Origin of the sequence: Ligilactobacillus salivarius DSM 20555 = ATCC 11741, from assembly GCF_001435955.1 — a bacterium.
In the GTDB taxonomy this organism is placed as follows: Bacteria; Bacillota; Bacilli; order Lactobacillales; family Lactobacillaceae; genus Ligilactobacillus; species Ligilactobacillus salivarius.
Map to the genome: position 1 here is coordinate 15735 of NZ_AYYT01000010.1, position 19728 is coordinate 35462.

Annotated in this window: 14 protein-coding genes and 1 tRNA gene; 1 reads left to right on the forward strand and 14 read right to left on the reverse strand. The window is 32.8% G+C overall.

The features are described from left to right. Window positions 1-6 precede the first annotated feature (6 nt). The 9 genes from FC55_RS05740 to FC55_RS05780 form a co-directional block, all read right to left on the reverse strand. On the reverse strand, window positions 7-2271 hold the full coding sequence (locus tag FC55_RS05740) for a glycoside hydrolase family 65 protein (RefSeq protein WP_014568610.1): 2265 nt from the start codon (window positions 2269-2271) through the stop codon (window positions 7-9). Window positions 2272-2285: 14 nt separating this feature from the next. Next, the gene (locus FC55_RS05745) at window positions 2286-3278 is read right to left on the reverse strand and encodes an aldose epimerase family protein (protein WP_004563814.1); all 993 of its coding nucleotides are present in this window, start codon (window positions 3276-3278) and stop codon (window positions 2286-2288) included. Between the two features lie 3 nt (window positions 3279-3281). Further along, entirely contained in the window at window positions 3282-4637 is a 1356-nt protein-coding gene (locus FC55_RS05750; RefSeq protein ID WP_003703075.1) for an SLC45 family MFS transporter, read from the reverse strand. A 155-nt stretch (window positions 4638-4792) separates the two neighbouring features. Further along, on the reverse strand, window positions 4793-5788 hold the full coding sequence (locus tag FC55_RS05755; protein WP_004563813.1) for a LacI family DNA-binding transcriptional regulator: 996 nt from the start codon (window positions 5786-5788) through the stop codon (window positions 4793-4795). Window positions 5789-5927: 139 nt separating this feature from the next. Next, on the reverse strand, window positions 5928-7952 hold the full coding sequence (locus FC55_RS05760; RefSeq protein ID WP_004563812.1) for a KUP/HAK/KT family potassium transporter: 2025 nt from the start codon (window positions 7950-7952) through the stop codon (window positions 5928-5930). Between the two features lie 99 nt (window positions 7953-8051). After that, a tRNA-Arg gene (locus FC55_RS05765) sits at window positions 8052-8125 on the reverse strand. An 85-nt stretch (window positions 8126-8210) separates the two neighbouring features. Beyond that, complete coding sequence (locus FC55_RS05770; RefSeq protein WP_003703086.1) at window positions 8211-8624, reverse strand: DUF3284 domain-containing protein; 414 nt, start codon at window positions 8622-8624, stop codon at window positions 8211-8213. A gap of 32 nt (window positions 8625-8656) precedes the next feature. Then, complete coding sequence (locus FC55_RS05775; protein WP_004563811.1) at window positions 8657-9937, reverse strand: DEAD/DEAH box helicase; 1281 nt, start codon at window positions 9935-9937, stop codon at window positions 8657-8659. A gap of 18 nt (window positions 9938-9955) precedes the next feature. Beyond that, the gene (locus FC55_RS05780; RefSeq protein WP_003703057.1) at window positions 9956-10966 is read right to left on the reverse strand and encodes a Gfo/Idh/MocA family protein; all 1011 of its coding nucleotides are present in this window, start codon (window positions 10964-10966) and stop codon (window positions 9956-9958) included. 231 nt (window positions 10967-11197) lie between these two features. On the opposite strand from FC55_RS05780, the gene FC55_RS05785 reads away from it, so the two are divergent. After that, entirely contained in the window at window positions 11198-11563 is a 366-nt protein-coding gene (locus FC55_RS05785; RefSeq protein WP_004563810.1) for a DUF4828 domain-containing protein, read from the forward strand. 109 nt (window positions 11564-11672) lie between these two features. Here FC55_RS05785 and FC55_RS05790 read toward each other — a convergent pair whose 3' ends face one another. The 5 genes from FC55_RS05790 to FC55_RS05810 are packed head-to-tail and all read right to left on the reverse strand — an operon-like array spanning window position 11673 to window position 19663. Beyond that, on the reverse strand, window positions 11673-13496 hold the full coding sequence (locus tag FC55_RS05790; protein ID WP_035150378.1) for a glycoside hydrolase family 13 protein: 1824 nt from the start codon (window positions 13494-13496) through the stop codon (window positions 11673-11675). Further along, entirely contained in the window at window positions 13477-15900 is a 2424-nt protein-coding gene (locus tag FC55_RS05795) for a glycogen/starch/alpha-glucan phosphorylase (RefSeq protein WP_004563808.1), read from the reverse strand. Before FC55_RS05795 ends, FC55_RS05790 begins: the two co-directional genes overlap by 20 nt. A 28-nt stretch (window positions 15901-15928) precedes the next feature. Beyond that, window positions 15929-17359, reverse strand: coding sequence for a glycogen synthase GlgA (gene glgA, locus FC55_RS05800; protein ID WP_004563807.1), 1431 nt, complete (start codon window positions 17357-17359; stop codon window positions 15929-15931). Then, window positions 17359-18531 carry a glucose-1-phosphate adenylyltransferase subunit GlgD gene (gene glgD / locus FC55_RS05805; protein ID WP_004563806.1) on the reverse strand — a complete coding sequence of 391 codons (1173 nt, stop codon included), beginning with the start codon at window positions 18529-18531 and terminating at the stop codon, window positions 17359-17361. The genes glgA and glgD overlap by 1 nt, the downstream gene beginning before the upstream one ends. Next, window positions 18521-19663 (reverse strand): glucose-1-phosphate adenylyltransferase, encoded by a 1143-nt coding sequence (locus tag FC55_RS05810; protein WP_004563805.1) that lies wholly within the window; start codon window positions 19661-19663, stop codon window positions 18521-18523. Before FC55_RS05810 ends, glgD begins: the two co-directional genes overlap by 11 nt. Window positions 19664-19728: the final 65 nt, after the last annotated feature.

The window sequence follows — 19728 nt, forward strand, 5'->3', positions numbered from 1 at the left end:
ATTCACCTACTTTTCTGTTGTTAATGTCAAAGATTCACCATTTAACTTAATTGTTAAATCATCGCCTTTTAGCAATTTAATAGATGAACCTTCTTTATTTACAGTAACTTCAAGTAATCTGTCACGGAAGTTAATACGGAAGTTATAACCTTCCCAATCTTTTGGTACAAATGGTGAGAATTGAAGTTCATCATCAATTACTCTCATACCAGCAAATCCTTGAACAATAGCTAACCAAGAACCAGTCATTGATGTGATATGCAATCCATCATTAGTATCATTGTTGTAGTTATCTAAATCAAGACGTGCAGTTCTAGAATACATTTCTACAGCTTTATCTTCTTTGTGCAAATCAGCAGCAATAATTGCGTGTACAGAAGGAGATAAACTAGATTCATGTACTGTTAATGGTTCGTAGAATTCAAAGTTGCGTTTCTTAACATCTTCTGGGAATTTATCGATAAAGTACCAAATTCCTTGCATTACATCACCTTGCTTGATATATGGTGATCTTAAAATCTTATCCCATGACCAATTTTGGTTTAATGGTAATTGATCAGCAGGAATATCAGCTACTGGTGTTAAATCTTTATCTAAGAATGTATCATGTTGTACAAAGATTCCTAATTCCTTGTCTTCTGGTAGATACATATTATCTGCAATTTCATGCCACTTGTTACGTTCTTCTTCAGTAAGTCCTAATTCAGCTAATTTTTCATCAGAAACCTTATCTGCAATTTCATTAGTGTAATTTAAGCACCATTTAGCAAGCATGTTTGTATACCAGTTATTATTTACATTGTTTTCATATTCATTAGGACCTGTTACACCATGAATCATGTATAATCCCTTACGTTGTGAGTAATGCACCCTATCTGCCCAGAAACGTGCAATACCTGTCAAAACATCAAATCCATCATGTGTCACATATTCTTCATCGCCAGTATAACGTGTATAGTTGTAAATAGCATATGCAATTGTACCATTACGATGAATTTCTTCAAAAGTAATTTCCCATTCATTATGGCATTCAATACCATTAAACGTTACCATTGGATATAAAGCACCTTTTAGACCTTGTTCTTGTGCGTTATGGTATGCACCTGGTAATTGATTATGACGGTATTCAAGAAGATTATGAGTAACTTCTTTATCAGCCAATGCTAAGTAAAGTGGAACAGCAAATGCTTCTGTATCCCAGTAAGTTGCACCACCATACTTTTCACCAGTAAAGCCTTTTGGTCCAATGTTTAGTCGAGCATCATCGCCATAGTATGTTGAGAATAGTTGGAATAAGTTGAAACGAATACCTTGTTGTGCTTCGTCACTGCCTTCAATCTTAACGTCAGCTTTTTCCCATCTCTTATCCCATGCTTCTTCATGGGCAGTTAATAATTCACTAAATGTCTTTTCTGCTTGTGAATCTAATAATTTACTTGTTGCTTCATCTAAGTCTTTCTCATCTGCATAGTCACGAGATGTTGTAACAATTACACGTTTTTCAAATGTTACTTGTTCATTAGCTGCCAATTCTTTAGCAAAAGTATTAACAACTTGCTTGTCTTCTTCTTTACCTAAGCCTTTAGCTTCCATGTCAGTAACATGATGCATTGCCATCTCAGTAGTAAATTGAGGTGTACCAAAATTGTTTGGAATTGTTTGTGCAACTAATCTTCCATCTTTAGCAGATACTTGTTTACTCAAAACATTCCAGAATTGTTCATCATAATTCGCATCTTCATTGTATACATCTGCATCAATTACAGAATCAACTTCTAAAGTTACAGGTTCTGAGCCCAGATTTTCAAAAGTTAATTTATTAGCATATAGTTCTTTAAATGCAATACTTACAAAACGAGTAGATGTTACCTTTACCTTAGCTCCATCTTTATCAACTACATAGCTACGAGTTAAAATACCTTTCTTCATATCAAGACTAACTTCATAATCAGAATAACTATCTTTAGCTAAGTCAATGGATTCACCATTTACTTTAATATCAACAGATACAAAGTCCACAGCGTTTATAACTTTACCAAAATAATGTGGGTAACCATTTTTCCACCAACCAACAACTGTCTTATCAGGGAACCAAACTCCACCTAAATAGATACCTTTATGTGTATCGCCAGAATATTTTTCTTCAAACATCCCACGCATACCCATATATTCGTTACCAATACTTGTCATACTTTCTTGTAATCGTTTATCTTCAGGCTTTAGTTCATGAGAAATAACTTTCCATGGATCAACTTCAAATATTCTCTTCATAATTAGACTTCCTTTCAAACTATACTTACTTTATATTTTATTTCGTAATTTTTTTCCTGACCATCATACAACCTTATATCACCAAAATCTGGATGATGCAACGAATCAGAAACTGTTTGAGCTTCAGTTGCCACTGCATTGTAAATACCCTTGTCATGATTAGCTACATCTATAGGATCAGCTGTAAAAACAATCAGTCCATTTCTATTACTAAAAATATCTATATTAATATTATCTTCCATATTGGTAAGTCTAGCAACCACTTTATCGTCACTAGCATCAACTTTATAGATATCGTCTAAACCTGCAATTTCATCAGATCTTAGTTCTTCTATTACATTTGATAAATATTTTTCTTTTTGTAAATTATACTTCTCATTCGTATCAAAATTACCAGTTGGAATATTTTCCACATCTGTTTCTACATGTTGACCAGTAGGAATTATCAACTTGGAATTCTTCAACCCTTGTGGTAATCTCCAATAGACATGCACCGTTGGATCAAAAACTGTACTTCCAATTGCTTTAGCCTTATATCCCACACTCAAGCAATTATCATCATCCAAACTATAACTTATTTCCAAGTCTATATCTCCTGGATAACCATCTACTTCATGTTTTAATCTCGTAAATAAGATTAAAGTGTTTCCTGTAATTTTGGCATCCAAGATTTGGGTGCTTAAACCATGTGAGCCTCCATGCAATGCATTAGAACCTTCATTAGCTTCTACTGTATATTGCATATTATCAAGTTCAAAACTTGCACCTTTTATTCTTCCAGCAACTCTTCCTATTTGCTTACAAATTTGAAAGTTATTTTCTACATACTCATTAGGTGTGTCAAAATTAACAACCAAATTTTTCCGCTTAGAATTTACTACTATTGAGAATTCTTGAATTATTCCTGCCAAATTTAAAATTCCAACTCGTGTTTGTTGCTTATTTTTTAGAATATATTTTGAAATTTCTTTATTTCCAATATATCCAAAATGTTCTTCTTCTATCATAAATTATGCCTCATGTGTTTCTTTAATTAGTAATACTGAAAATGCACCTAATGCTAAAACAATTCCGGCTGCTAAGAACATATTTGCTTGATGTCCGCCTAGTAGAGGGAATAAACCAAAACTTAGTAAAGATGCAACGATTTGTGGTAAACAAATTGAACCATTAAATAAACCTAAGTATGTTCCCATGTGATTTCCTGATAATGCATTTGTAACAATTGTCAATGGATATGTATTAATACCTGCCCATGCAATACCTACAAGAATATAAGAAACAATCAAAACATATTGATTAGAAACAAAGAAAATTGATAAGAATCCTAATGCACCTAGTAATAAACTTGAGAAGTAACCTGCTTTGTGATATTTATTAGGAACTTTAGCTAATACATATGACCATACAACAGCTGCGATAGATTGAACCGCTGCCAAAACTCCGTACCAGTTACCAGCTGCTTGATATCCTTGAGATGTTGCGTTTGTTGTATGCCATACATTTTCAGCAATTGCACCAGCTGAATATGTCCACAAGTATTGGAATGCAAACCAGCAGAAGAATTGAACTAAAGTAACTGTCCAGAATGCTTTAGGTGCTGTCTTCAACAATTGAATCCAACTAACTTTTTCTTCATTTGCTTCTGTAGAAATACCATGATATAAAGCATATGTTTCAGGATCATATTCTTTTACTTTAAAGATGGTAAACAAACTTGTAATGATAAGTAATGCAGCGCCTACATAAAACGCTACCACAACAGTTTGAGGAACAACCCCTTTAGCAGCTGTATTCTTTAATCCCATATATGCAAATAAGAAAGGAAGAACAGCTGCGATTACAGCCCCTGTGTTGGATAAGAAACTTTGAATACCATATGCATAACTCTTTTGATCATCATTTACCATATCACCAACCATCATTTTAAATGGTTGCATAGCCATGTTAGATGAAACGTCTAAGAACGCAACAGTTATAGCACCAAATAGCAAAGCTGCTAATGAACCATATCCAAAACCAAAACTACCAGAATTAGGCAATAAAATCATTACAATAACGGCAATTAATGTACCTAATAGTAAATATGGCAATCTACGACCACCTAATTTTGGTGCCCATGTACGGTCTGAATAATATCCTACAACCGGTTGCACTAATAAGCCAGCTAAAGGTGGTAAAATGAAGAACCAACCAAGACTATTAGGATCCGCACCTAATGTTTGGAAAATTCGAGACATTTGCGAACTTTGTAACGTAAATGCTGTTTGAACTCCTAAGAATCCAAAGTTTATCATCCAAATTAAACTTCTACTAACGTCAGGCAAACCTTTTGTTGCTTGTGAACTTTGCGCCTTTTCGCTCATATAAGATCACACTCCTAGATAAATGTAATAAAATTATCAAAAAATGAAATCGCATTCTTTCATTTCGACAATGAATATAATAGCAGATAACGTTTTCTTTTGCAACCGTTTGCGATAAAAAATTTTAAAAAAATCACAATTTTTTTCGTGACTTTTTAATGCTCTATAATTTTATGTGGAACAATTATGTGTTTAGTCCCCACATCTAATGTTTTTTGCCCATTATTTATTGCTAAGACAGCTGCTTCTGATCCTAAAAATCTTGGAAAAATTTCTACTGCAGTTATCATAGGTTTAGCAATTTGAGTATAGATAGAATTATTAAATGTTACAATTTCATACTTTTCTAAATCTATCCCAGATTCTATCAATATTTGTTGAACAGTTAATCCTGTTATATCATCACATGCAACAATCCCATTTACTTGTGGATTTGCTTTGATAAAAGTTAGTAACTTTTCCTTATTTTCTTCCCGATTATCACTTGAAAAGTTTAATTTATATGAATTAAATAATTTTTCTTTAACCGCTAGCCTATATCCTACATATCTATCATCTTGTACCATTTCGTCTAGATTAGTATATACATAGCATATATTTTGATGTCCCTTATTGATTAGATAGTTAGTCGCATCGCTACTAGCTTGAATATTATCGTTATCCACATATGATGTACTTTCAATATTGTCATATGGTTTACCCACAATCACATAAAACACATCTTTTTGTTTCTTAACATATTCTAGAATCACATCATTTTCTTTCGAATAAAGAAAAACAAAGTTCTTAACATTACCCCTATTTATTAAATTATCGATATTTTGGATTAATTCTTCTTCTTTTTGACCTGTCGCTAACGAAACTATATAATCATGTGCATTACAAATAGTCGAAATTCCTTGAAGTATTTGAATAAAAAATGGATTATTACCAACAGATTCTTCTCTTATTGGTAAAATAACCCCAATTGTTTTTGAAAACCTATTGGCCAAACTTTGTGCAGCGTAATTAGGAGAAAAATTCAACTCCTCCATTGCTTTTCTTACTTTTTCCTTCGTCTTATCACTAATTAAATTACTGTCATGCATCGCTCTTGAAGCTGTTGATGGAGAAACACCAGCTAATTTTGCGACATCTCTAATTGTAGTCATACAATCCCTCGTATTTCTCTTAAATTTATTCTCATATCTACTATACAATATTTAACATTATGTTTTCTACTATAAATTGTATTAAAGACATATATAAAAAAGATAGGTAACATTTAACTATCAACCTATCTTTTTTATATTATTCTTTTGTACTACGTTTTACATCTTTAGGATTCAAAATCATTCTTTGTTCCATTGCTGGTATTCTTCGTTTCTTCAATAGCAATGGTACCTTTTCAACCTTAACCTCACTAAATTCAAGTCCAAACCATTGAATTGGATTAGTACTATGATTTTGAATAAAGATTCTGGCAGAAATAAGTAAATGTTGCCATCCTCTTACTCTTGTATTTGGAGATAGTAGTTCTTGAATGATAATAAAGCGGAAATCCCCTATCTTTCTTCCAGGCATAGTTGTATACTTTTGAGGTTGTTCATCGATAATATCATTTTCGATTAAGTCTTCAACTACTTGTCTCAAATAAAGGTTTACGCGATGATCCATTTTAAATCCTAAATAAAGTTGTAGATTAACAATGTTTCTTGTTCCCATCATATCAACTGTATAATAATTTGTATATGGATCACTAGTAGTATTAACTGTTACAAACCAATATACTTTGGCTTTCTTAGGAGACTTATCTAAAATTGAATACAGTGTTTCTCTTTTAACTTTATAAGTTCTTTTATCTACTTTAGTCAACATTACTAAATTACTGATATAAAGTGGAATCCTATCATCATTTGATAGTTCCTGTAATACATCTTTATAATCACTTAACGATACCCATTCTTCTTCATCACTTAGATAATCACGTAATTTATTACCAAAATACCAAATTACCATAATTAATAGTATCAGAAGCGTGATTAATAGAGTTACGTAACCACCATGTGTAAACTTAGTTAAACTAGAGATTAAGAATATCAATTCAACTGACAAGAAAACAGCTAAGAAAATCCCATTAAACACTACATTTACTTTATCCTTAAGATATTGTGATAACAAAATAGTTGTCATAAGCATTGTAATTGTAATTGCTAAACCATAAGCTGCTTCCATTCTTTCAGAAGTTCTAAAGTATGCCAAAACTAACAGAGTACAAATACATAATGACCAATTTATCGTACGAATATAAATTTGACCTCTGGATAAAGAAGGATGTTCTACTTTCATTTTAGGTAGTAATTTCAATCCGACTGCTTCTTCAACTAATGTGAATGATCCAGTAATTAAAGCTTGAGAGGCTATGATTGCAGCAATCGTTGAAATTAGTACGCCAAATAAATAGACACTGGAAGGTAGCATCTCATAAAACGGATTAAAAATATCACCAGTAGTTTTAAAATTACCAAGATTTTTAATCAAATATGCTCCCTGTCCAAAATAATTTAATACTAATGCCCCACAAACAAATGGCCAAGTTAAATATATACTTCTCTTACCAACATGACCCATGTCAGAATATAAAGCTTCTGCCCCGGTTGTTGCCAGGAAGACACTTCCTAAAATAAATATTCCTACTTTATTAGCAGGAGAAAACAACAACATTAATCCATAATGAGGTGACAAAGCCCTCAATACCAGTGGCTCATGAATTAAGTTAACAATTCCAAAAATTGCTAGAAATGAGAACCATAACAACATCAATGGTCCAAAAGCTTTACCAATAAAACTTGTACCAAATCGTTGAATCAAAAATAGTACTAATAGAATTACAAATGTTACTAGATTAACTTCTAACTGTGTATTTATCCACGGCTGAGAACCAATCGAAATACCCTTTAAACCTTCAATAGCACTCGTTACAGTAACAGCAGGTGTTAAAGTTCCATCTGCTAATAAAGCCGCACCACCTAGTAACGCCGGTAATATCAGCCACTTTTTCTTGTTACGCACCAATGCATACAAGGCAAAAATTCCACCTTCGCCGTGATTATCAGCCCTTAACGCTATCAAAACATACTTTATTGTTGTCATTAACATTAAAGTCCAAAAAACCAGTGAAAGGCATCCAATTACGTAATCTTCGGTTAGTCCATTTAATCCTCCAGCATCCATAATTAGAGCTTTCATTACATACAAAGGTGAAGTCCCAATATCACCATAAACTATCCCTAGAGTTATTAAAGCTCCCCAAAAGATTTTTCTTTTTACTTTCATCTCAATCTCCAATCATTTTTAAATACTTAAAAAGCCGGGAAAACCTATTGGCTCCCCCGACTGTTTAACTTGCTATCTCGGTATATAACTTCGATAAAATGCACTCAATCGGATTTGAACCGATGACCTACCGCTTAGGAGGCGGTTGCTCTATCCAGCTGAGCTACGAGTGCATTGTTAATTATTGACAACACCATATAGTATAATAAATTAAACTTGGTTTAGTCAATAATCATTAAATTAAAAATATTTATATTACTAATATCCAGTTTCTAGATGTTTTAAAACCTTTTTAAAGTTATGTTTCTTTAACCAGCCCAAAGATATATTAGTTACTTTATTAGCTACAGCTTTCAAAAAATTAGATGTAACTTCTATTTGCTCAAATGTAACTTCTACTTTATCTTGAGCTAAACTCTTAAATTTATAGGTTTCTGTAACATGACTATCAGCTGTATCAGTAATATACTGAAACTTTGAGTAAGGGAGGACACTAGTAATTGTAATTTGAGCTTCATTATACATATCAATCTTAGTTAAATACGAATACCCTTGTAATTCATTCAAAGAAAGTTCCTGACCAGTTGTTTGAAAAATATCATACAACGTTTTATCAGCAATTCTTTCAAACAAATATTTAGCTGAAACATGTAAAGTCGTTACTGCTTTCATCCGCTCACCTCTAACTCTTACTTCGTCCTACTCTACTTATCTTTTTTACGTCCATGACGCTTGCCTTTATTTTTCAAATTACGCTTGCGCTTTTTCTTCTTCTTTTCTGTAGCCTTTTCTTCCTTACGAGTAGGCTTCTTATCTTTAATCTTTTTCTTTGTTGCTTTCTTATTAGGCCTTTCATCTTCTACTGCAACCAATGCTTTTTCAGATTCTGAAATTAACTTTCCAGCATATAGTATACCTTTTTCTATCACAAAATCTGTTCCAGACATTAATTGTTTAAATAAACGCAAATCATGTTCATTACCCAAGTTAACAACAATACCATCTGCACCCATACGACCAGTTCTTCCTGCGCGATGAATGTAAGTATTAGTATCCTTAGGTAAATCATAATTAACAACTGCTGGTAAATCAGGTAAATCTAATCCTCTAGCAGCTACATCAGTTGTTAAAACAAATCTTATTTCTCTTTTACGTAACTGTCTTAATGATTTTTGTCTATCTACTTGTCTTTGTTCACTAGACAAAATAGCTACTGGTACCTTCATATGAAGTAACTTTTCTGCCACATCACGTAAAGTGGCTGTTTGTTTAAAGAAAACTAAAGCATAAAAATCATCAACATGCCCCAATCTTCTTAATATTTCAGTTCGTTTACGTGTTGGCGTTTCTATCATATAGTTAGTTACTTCACCACGTGTATTATCTTCTTTTCGAACATCTATTTTTTCTACATCAACACCAAACCAACGATGCAATTCAGAAAGAATAGGCGCTTCAGTAGCAGAGAAAAAGCTAATTTGTGCTTCAGATGGACAGTGACTAACGATTTCGCGTACATCGTTTAAGCTATCCTCATCACCTAACATCTCATCTGCTTCATCAATAACAATAGATTCAATTTTATGAAGCTTCAGTTTCTTTAGATTTATTAAATTTAACAATCTACCTGGAGTTCCAATAACTACTTCTGGATGCTTCTTTAGTTTTTCAATTTGTCGTTTTACATTGGCACCACCTAACAAACCAATAACACTTAAGTCTAATAATTTAGCCCATGGTCTTATCGTATTTGTTAACTGTGCAGCCAATTCTTGAGAAGGAGCCATGATTAATAATTGACTTCCATCTTTGGGTAATATTTTTTCTAGCAATGGTAATGAATACGCTAAAGTCTTACCGGAACCAGTTGGAGCTAAACCTACTACATTCTTTCCTTCAGCTAATTTTGGATACACATATTTTTGAATTAACGTAGGTTCAGTAAATCCTTCTTGACGGAATTGTTCTTCAAATTTTGGATTCATTATTAAAATTAATCCTTTCTACTCTTCTTCATAATCACTTGGAAATTCTATTTTCGCATAGTAACGTAATTTATACATTACTTTATTAACTTCAACTGACATAGCTAACCATTCATCCGCAATATCTCTAGCTTCAAGACTATCTGGATTTTCTAATACATCAGCAAAATCTATAACTTCTGCTAACATTGGATTATTATCTGCTAACTCTGAAATAATTGTCTTTTCACCTTCGCCATTGACAATGTAAACTTCATTTAAATCTGCAGCATTATCCATAACAATTGTTTCTTTCTTACCATAGATTTCACCAGGTAAATATGAGTTTGCAGTTTTACCAAATTGCAAAGTTACTTCGAATTGTGGGTAATTAAAAATTGCAATACCTTTTCCATCAATTCCATTATTTAGCTTTGTAGCATAGTAATTTACACTATCTGGTACTCCAAACCATGCTAGTGCATCATACACCATATAAACCCCTAAATCTTGTAAAGCACCACCAGCAAAATCTGGTGAAAATACATTAGGATTCTTACCTTCCAAGAAGGCATCATATCTTGATGAATACTTCATGTAAGTCAAAGTTGCACCTTGAATTTCTTCCATTCCTTGTACAGCCTGTTGGACAGCTTTGAAGTTTTCTTCATGATAATGTCTAGCTGCTTCAAATAAAAATTGTTGTGGATGTCTTCTTAATACTTTTATTAATTGTGACATTTCTTGTGGATTAGATGTAATTGGTTTTTCTACAATTGCATGTTTTCCAGCCATTATCGCAGCTTTAGCTTGTTCAAAATGAAGACTATTTGGAGAAGCAATATATACTACATCAAAACTATCACTTTGGAAAAAATCGGATAATCGATCAAAATATACAATATCCTCAGAATACTTGCTTCCAAATTCTTTAGCTCTCTTCATCCTTCTTGAATAAACAGCTGATAATTGCCATCTTTTTGTTGCATGAGCAGCTTCAACAAATTGGTCAGCAATCCATCCTGTTCCAATAATTCCTAGTCTGAGCATAATAATTCCTCCATATATAATTTATTACATTTATCATACCAAAAATTACTGTTATATTACAACGTAAACGTTTTATTGTAAACGTTTTATTGTTTCTGGTTTGTAACAAAAATAATGAATTATTTCATTTTAGTTATTATTTATTTTTTCTATTCCACAACCAAAAAAATAGTATATAATAGTCGGTAATAAGAGGTATTTAGTGTGTTTTTAAGTTTGGAGGAGTTGATAGTGGTGATGGAACGTAGGCACTTCGTTAGGTCTAAGTGGTTCTTAAAAGATGGCATAAAAAATTTTTTTCACGCTAAGAAGAAACATAGAAAAAACAAAATTACTATTCCTGCATTTTATTTTGGAGTTTGGATGTTTACTGATGAAATTAGTAAACGAAGTCATCGCTTAGAAGTTGCGGATAATTTGGAAATCTTTATCGATGGCAAGCGTCTTCCCGGTAAGATCGTTAGTCTAGATAATCGCGAATTATTGTTCCTAGATAATTATGGATATCATCTCCGTATAGATGCTGTTAATCAGCTTCCAATTAGTGTTTATGATGAAGCAGATGATCGTGTCTATCCTTTAGAAAAATTAAATTAGCAATTATTTCACCAGTCTTAGTTTTAAAAGACTGTTTTTTTTTACAAAAAAATGTACCAACCTTCATTGTTAGTTCTTAACTAACTTTTGAAAATTGGTACATTTTTATTTATATAACTTTATATTCCCACGAGTCCAAAGTTAACTCATGTTGGAATTTTTGTTGAATATTTTGTGGTAGACAAAGGTATTCACAGTTCTCTGGTGAAATAATCTGTTTATATTGAGTTAAATTCAACCAATTATACACAGAATTACCTTGATCATCATATCTAACTATTGCCAAAGCTGGACAATGTGATCCTCTTGCAATAACAAATCCCAAACTACCTTCTTGTAATAAAATATTTTTCTTTCTTCTATCAACAAGTTTTTTTACTTCTTGTATAATTCTACTACTCTTCTCTTGTCCCCATGGGAAGAATCTACGGTTATCCGGATCAGCATCACCTTCAACACCTACTTCATCACCATAATAAATACATGGAACACCAGGTAAATTAAATAGTATTCTGAAAGATTGAATTACTTTATCATCATCATTATGCAGAACAGTCTTAATTCTTTGGGTATCATGAGTTCCAATATTATTCAAAGTATTAAGCCAAAAATCCCTTGGATAATTTTCTTGTAACTGTAAATATTCATTACAATATTTCTTAATATCTTGTGAACTCTTTACAGACTCTAATAAATCCATTACAAAGATTCTCGTTGGATAACCCATAACACCTGTTAAATTATCTCCAACTGTATATTGACGACGTTCATCATACGCTATCTTATTCGAAGCATCTTCCCAGACTTCACCTATCATTACTTGCTTATGATGTGAGTCCAAGTTTTTTCTAATTCCTCTAAGGAAATTCATTGGTAACTCGTCAGCAACATCTAAACGCCAACCATCAATGCCAAAATTATTCCACTTGGATAGTACACTTCTATTACTATCACCATAAATAAACTTCTGATATTCAGGATTATCTTTATCTATCACCGGTAAATCTTTAATACCCCACCAAGATTTATAATCATCAGGATAATGAATAAAGTCAAACCACGAATAATAAGGACTTTCTTTACTTTGGGCAGCTCCAACATTTTTCCCATACGACCCACTGGCATTAAAGTAGATACTCTCTTTGCCCACATGGTTGAAAACTCCATCTAAAATCAAGTGCATATTTTTCTTATGCATCTCAGTGATTAATTCTTTCAGATCATCTTCGTTTCCTATCATTGGATCAATCTTTAAGAAATCCGCAGTATCATAATGATGATTGCTACGAGATAAAAAGATTGGGTTCAGATAAATTGTAGTTACACCTAATTTCTCTAGGTATGGTAACTTCTTCAAGATTCCTTTTAAATTACCACCATAAAAATCCCAACGTACAATCTCATTATTTTTATCACGAATATAATAAGGTTTATCAGCAGTAGTACCATAAATAAAGCTATTTGGCTTTCTTCCTTGAACTTCACCATTAGGCAATCCATTTGCAAATCTATCAGGGAAAATTTGATAAACTACACCTTGGCGATACCATTTAGGACTTGGAACTTCTTCGTCAAAACATGTTAACTGAAATCTCAACAAATCTGATTGACTACTTACTTGTTGAGCCATACCACCTTGACGTTTTTCCAAGTATGATCTACCATGGCTAGTTTCAATTTCAAAATGATAGAAATATAATCCAGCTGTTCCAATTTGGAGCTTTACTTGATATAACCCATCATGATTTAAATTTTCTAAAGCATAAGGTACATCTTCTTCTCCATCCTTGGTAAGAATTAAATTAACATAATGAATTTCTTCATTCTCATCTGGAAAAATTTGTATCCGCCATACAACTTCGTGACCTATTTTTACAGCTCCAAAAGGTTCTTTATATAAAGAATCCCAGGCATTATAAAGAATATGTGCCATGTTTTTCATCCTTTAATGGACTAATGTTCCAAATATCTTCAGCATAACGCTTAATAGTATCATCAGAAGAGAACATACCACCGTAAGCAATATTAACCAAACTCATTTGGTTCCAATGACGCTTATTACCATAAGTTCTATCAACCATTTCTTGGATATTTACATAACTTTCGAAATCTCTTAATACAAAATATTCATCATTGTATTTTGTAAGTGAATCAAAAATTTCTTGACCTTCAGCTTGGCAATTTGGAATTGTTCCATCTACAAAAGCATTTAATACACGACGAATTTCTTCATGATTATTGTAGTAATCATATGAATGGTAATTACCATTATTGTAGTAATCGTATACTTCATCCTTAGTCAAACCAAAGATAAAGATATTATCTTCCCCAACATAATCTTTAATTTCAATATTAGCACCATCAAGTGTAGCTACAGTCAAAGCACCATTAAGCATTAACTTCATGTTACTTGTTCCAGAAGCTTCTTTAGAAGCAAGAGAAATTTGTTCACTAATATTAGCAGCTGGGATAATCTTTTCTGCTAAAGATACACGATAATCTTCCAAGAATACTACCTTTAACTTATCGCCAATTTCAGGGTCATTATTTACCATGTTTGCAACTTCATTAATGCACTTAATGATGGCTTTTGCATAGTAATAACTAGGTGCTGCTTTAGCACCAAAAATAAATACTCTTGGCTGGAAATCAGAGGCTACCTTGCCTTGCTTAATGTCTAGATACAACTTAACAATATGCATCAATTTCAATAATTGACGTTTGTATGCATGTAGTCGTTTAATTTGAACATCAAAGATAGCATCTGTAGAAACTTTAATTCCTGTTTCTTTTTCGATAAACTTAGCTAATCTTTCTTTGTTCTTCAACTTAGCATTAGCAATCTGGTTCAAAACTTTATTATCATTTTGATGCTTCAATAACTTTTGTAACTTAGTTGGATCTTGACGCCATTCTGTACCAATTGCTTTGTCTAAAACTTTAGATAATTCTGGGTTAGCAATTTGTAACCAACGACGGTCTGTAATTCCGTTTGTCTTATTGTTAAATCTTTCAGGATACATTACATAGAAATCATGCAACACATCATCTTTAAGTAATTCTGTATGCAACTTAGCTACACCATTAGTACTATGAGAACCAATGATAGATAAGTTAGCCATTCTCACTTGATTATCTTTAATAATACGTGTACGTTCGATCATATCACGTGCATATTGACCTTGTTTTTCTTCAACAAAACGACGATCAATTTCTTGAATGATTTGTAGAATACGAGGTTGAACTTGTTGCATGATATGAACAGGCCATTTTTCAAGGGCTTCTGCCATGATTGTATGGTTTGTATAACTCATTACAGCAACAGTTTGTTTCCAAGCATCATCCCAACTCATATGTTCTTCGTCCACTAAAATACGCATTAATTCAGCTACACTCATAGCTGGATGAGTATCATTAATATGAATTCCAATATATTCACCAATCTTATTCATTGATTTATTGTACTTCTTAAAGTGACGAACAATACTTTGGATACCAGCTGATACAAAGAAATATTCTTGTTTCAATCGAAGAATTCGTCCAGATTCCTTAGAGTCATCTGGATATAGAACAGATACTAAATCTTCAACTTCACGTCTTTGTTCAATAGTTCTGTATTTGGCTTCTTCTGAAGATGGAATTTCAGCATCCCATAATCTCATTGTATTAACAGTGCCATTTTTATAGCCCACAATGGCAGTATCATACGGTACAGCTTTAATTAATTGTGCACCTTCATAAACTGGTTCAAGGTAACTTCCTCTGTCAACAAGATATACCTTTCCACCCAATCTAACTGTCACAGATTTACTTTCACGACGAATTTCCCAAGGATTACCACTATCAAGCCATTCATTAGGTAATTCAATTTGATAACCATCAATAAATTTTTGCTTGAATAATCCATAACGATAACGGATACCATTACCATTTCCTGGAAGACCGTCAGAAGCTAAAGAATCCATAAAAGCAGAAGCTAAACGACCTAATCCCCCATTACCAAGAGCCATATCTTTTTCTACTTCCGCAATTTCATCTAAATCGATGTCTAAATCTTTCAATGCATCTCTGACTGTTTCTAACCAACCCATATTGAGTAAATTACTCATTAATAAGCGACCTGGTAAAAATTCAATAGAGAAATAATAAATTTGCTTTTTACCATCTTCCATGTACTTCTTCCAAGTTTTACGCCAATAACGACTATAACTTGATCGTACAATTGAACTTAATGTTAAATAAAGTTCTTGAGGTGTTGCATCCTTTACATCTAAAGCATATTTTTCATCCAAACGATTTTTGAATTTTTCTTTAAAAACCTCTTTATTAAAATCCATGTTAACCCTCTTTCCTAAGCTATCCTTATTAGACTAATTCATTATACATATTTAGATATTCTTGACTCGCTGTTTCCCAACTAAAATCTTGTGACATAGCTTGCTTTACAACTTTTGTCCATGCTACTGGCTCTGCATACAAACGTAATGCTTCTTGGATTTCTTGCATCATATAGAAGCCAGAAAAATCGTGGAAACCAAATCCTGTTCCTTCACCAGTTACAGGATTAAATGGTTGAACACTGTCTTGCAAGCCACCAATTTGATGAACAATTGGCAATGTACCATAACGCATTGAAATCATTTGTGATAATCCACAAGGTTCAAATGCTGATGGCATTAAGAACATATCTGCCCCTGCATATATTCTTTGGGCCAATCCAACATCAAATGTAATAGCAGCTCCAACTTTGTCAGGATAAGTATCTGCAAAGTATCTAAAGTCATGTTCAAAATTAGCATCGCCAGTTCCTAAAACTATCACTTGAACATCAAATTGAACTAAGTTTTGCATTTCTGAAACAACTAGTTGGAATCCTTTTTGAGCTGTTAAACGACTAACCATTGCAATCACTGGAACATCTTTACGTTGAGGTAAACCAAATTCCTTTTGCAAAGCTAGCTTATCTTTAACTTTGCCCTTTAATTTTTTAGCAGAATAATTTGCAACAAGATTTTTATCTGTGGCAGGATTATTTCTTTCGTAATCAATACCGTTTAGAATTCCTCTTAACTTCCAATTATGCATTCTCAAAATTTCATCTAACCCTTGTCCAAAGGCTTCAGTTTGAATTTCACTTGCATAAGTTGGACTAACTGTATTTACCTTATCAGCATACAGAATACCGGTCTTCATGAAATTAACAGCAGTATCAAAACGAACAGTTCCATCATCATAATATGAAGCATCTAAATTAAATAATTCTCCCAATACTTCACGGCCATACTCACCTTGGAATTGTAAGTTATGAATTGTCAAAACTGTTTTAATGTTTTGATATGCATTAATCCATCCGTATTTTTCTTTTAATAAGAATGGAATAAATGCTGTATGATAATCATTTACATGTAAAATATCTGGAATAAATCCAATTTTTTCTAACATTTCAATAATTGCTTGTTGGAAGAAGGCCCAACGTTCGCCTTCATCATAGTAACCATACAAGCCTGGTCTATCAAAATAATACAAGTTATCAATAAAGTAGTAAGTAACGTTATCCATTTCTAACTTTAGCACACCACAATATTGATCACGCCAGCCAACTTTTACATAAAAACTTGTTACAAATGATAGTTGGCTCTTGTATTCTTCAGCCATTCCTGTAAAGAATGGAAGTACCACTCTTACGTCATTATCAGTTGTTTTAGCAATTGTTTTAGGTAATGCCCCCATTACATCGCCTAAGCCACCTGTTTTAAAGAAAGGTGCACATTCACTACCGGCAAATAAAAGTTTCATTAGTCTTCAACATCCTCCCTAGGTGTATCTTGAATAACATCACTTGTTACTTTCATCTTCTTTTCAATAACTACAGGGTTTCCTGGAGTTCCGATAATCTTTACACCAGATTTAACTACAACATCTTTGTCTAAGATTGCATATTTAATTTCTACATCTTTTCCAATACGAGCATTAGACATGATTATTGAGTCTTCTACTTTAGAGTTTTCAGAGATAAATGTTCTACGTGATACTAAACTGTTTCTTACATATCCTTCAACAACGCATCCTGTTGCAAATTGACTATTCTTAACATCGGAAGTCTTAGTAAAGTGAGTAGCTACTTCATTCTTTGTTCTAGTAATAATGTGTTGGCTACTGTATAACAATGAATTCATATGATCGACATTCAACATATCCATGTTAGCATCATAGTAACTCTTCACATCAAAGATATTGCACATGTATCCTGTGTATTCGTATGTACCACAGTTTAAACGACTAATCAAACTTAAGAAGAAGTCTTCTAAGTTAGCAGATGCACCTATTCTTTGACCTTTACGAAGTTGGTTAATTAAGTTTTGAGTTTCAATGATGAAGATATTCATTGATAAGTTGTAAATATCAGAATTATGTGGATATTCACTAAAGTTATGATTGCCCTTTACACGATTTGTTTGATCATCAATTTCTAAAATTTGATCATCAGAAGCAATCTTATCTTTTGGCATACGTTTGAATACAACTGTCATGTCATTCTTTTGTGCCTTATGAATCTTCAAAACAGCTTTCAAATCAACACTGTTTAACATCTTATTACCAACAAAAACAGTATATGTTGAACGTGATTTTTCTAAGTAATCAATTACATCATCAAAATATTTTTGACCTTCTACTTTTTGACGAACTAAATCTTGAGAAAAGTTAATATAGCGATAACTACCAATGCTATCTAATCCCCATTCTCTACCGCCACCTAAATGGTCAAAGTAGGATTTTAATTTAGCTTGGTTTACCACTAAGAAAATGTTACGAATATTAGCATTTACAATACTTGATAAAGCAAAATCCATGATACGGTATTTGCAGTCAAAGTAAAGAGTAGCTAATGCTCTTCTTTTGGTCAATGGTAGTAATTCCGTATATTCATGTTCATTCCCTAAGATTGCACACATTTTATTATTCTTCATGACTTGTCACCCCAACTACTTCTTTATTTCCGATAACTGCAATTTCATCTGTACCATCAATGACAACATCATCGCCGATAACAGCACCTTCACCGATAATTGCGCGATGAATAGTTACATTTTTACCAATCTTTGCACCTGGCATGATCACAGAATCTGTTACAACAGAACCTGTTTGAATTCTTACATTAGCAGATAAAATACTATGATCAACCTTACCTGCAATATAAGAGCCATCAACAATCATTGCATCTTTAATTTCAGCTGTTTCAGCAATAATTTGTGGTGGTGCAATAGGATTTCTAGAATAGATACGCCATGTTCTATCTTGTAAGTTTAATTCATTATTTTCATCTAAGAATTCCATGTTTGCATGCCATAATGAATCGATAGTACCAACGTCTTTCCAATATCCTTTGAAGTTGTATGCAAATACACTTTCACCACTCTTTAGGTAATATGGAATAACATTTTTACCGAAGTCCACCATATCTTGATTACGAGTAAAGCTATTTACTAAAACTTCACGTAATCTCTTCCAGTTGAAGATATAAATACCCATGGAAGCATGATTACTCTTAGGTTCAGCTGGCTTTTCTTCAAAATCAATAATACGATTATTGTCATCAGTATTCATAATTCCGAAACGTGATGCTTCATCCCAAGGAACATCAATAACAGCAACTGTTAATGAAGCTCCTGTTTCTTTATGTTGGTCAAGCATTGCTTCATAGTCCATCTTATAGATGTGGTCACCAGATAAAATTAAAATATATTCTGGATCCATTTGATCAATGTAACCAATATTTTGATAGATAGCATGAGCAGTACCTTCAAACCACTTGCTACCTTCATTATTAGAATATGGTTGTAATATTGTTACTCCCGCATTCAAGTCATCTAATCCCCAACTAGCACCATTTCCAATATGTGCATTTAGATTTAAGGGTTGATACTGGGTAATAACACCGATATTTTTAACTCCTGAGTTAACGCAATTACTTAAAGTGAAATCAATAATGCGATAACGTCCACCAAATGGTACAGCAGGTTTAGCTTGATTATGTGTCAATTTTCCTAAACGTGTACCTTTACCTCCTGCAAGGATTACTCCTAACATTTCATTTTTCATATACTACGATGAAGCGTAACAACTTCATCTCTCACCTCACTTTGTTCTTACCCTAGACATCAAAC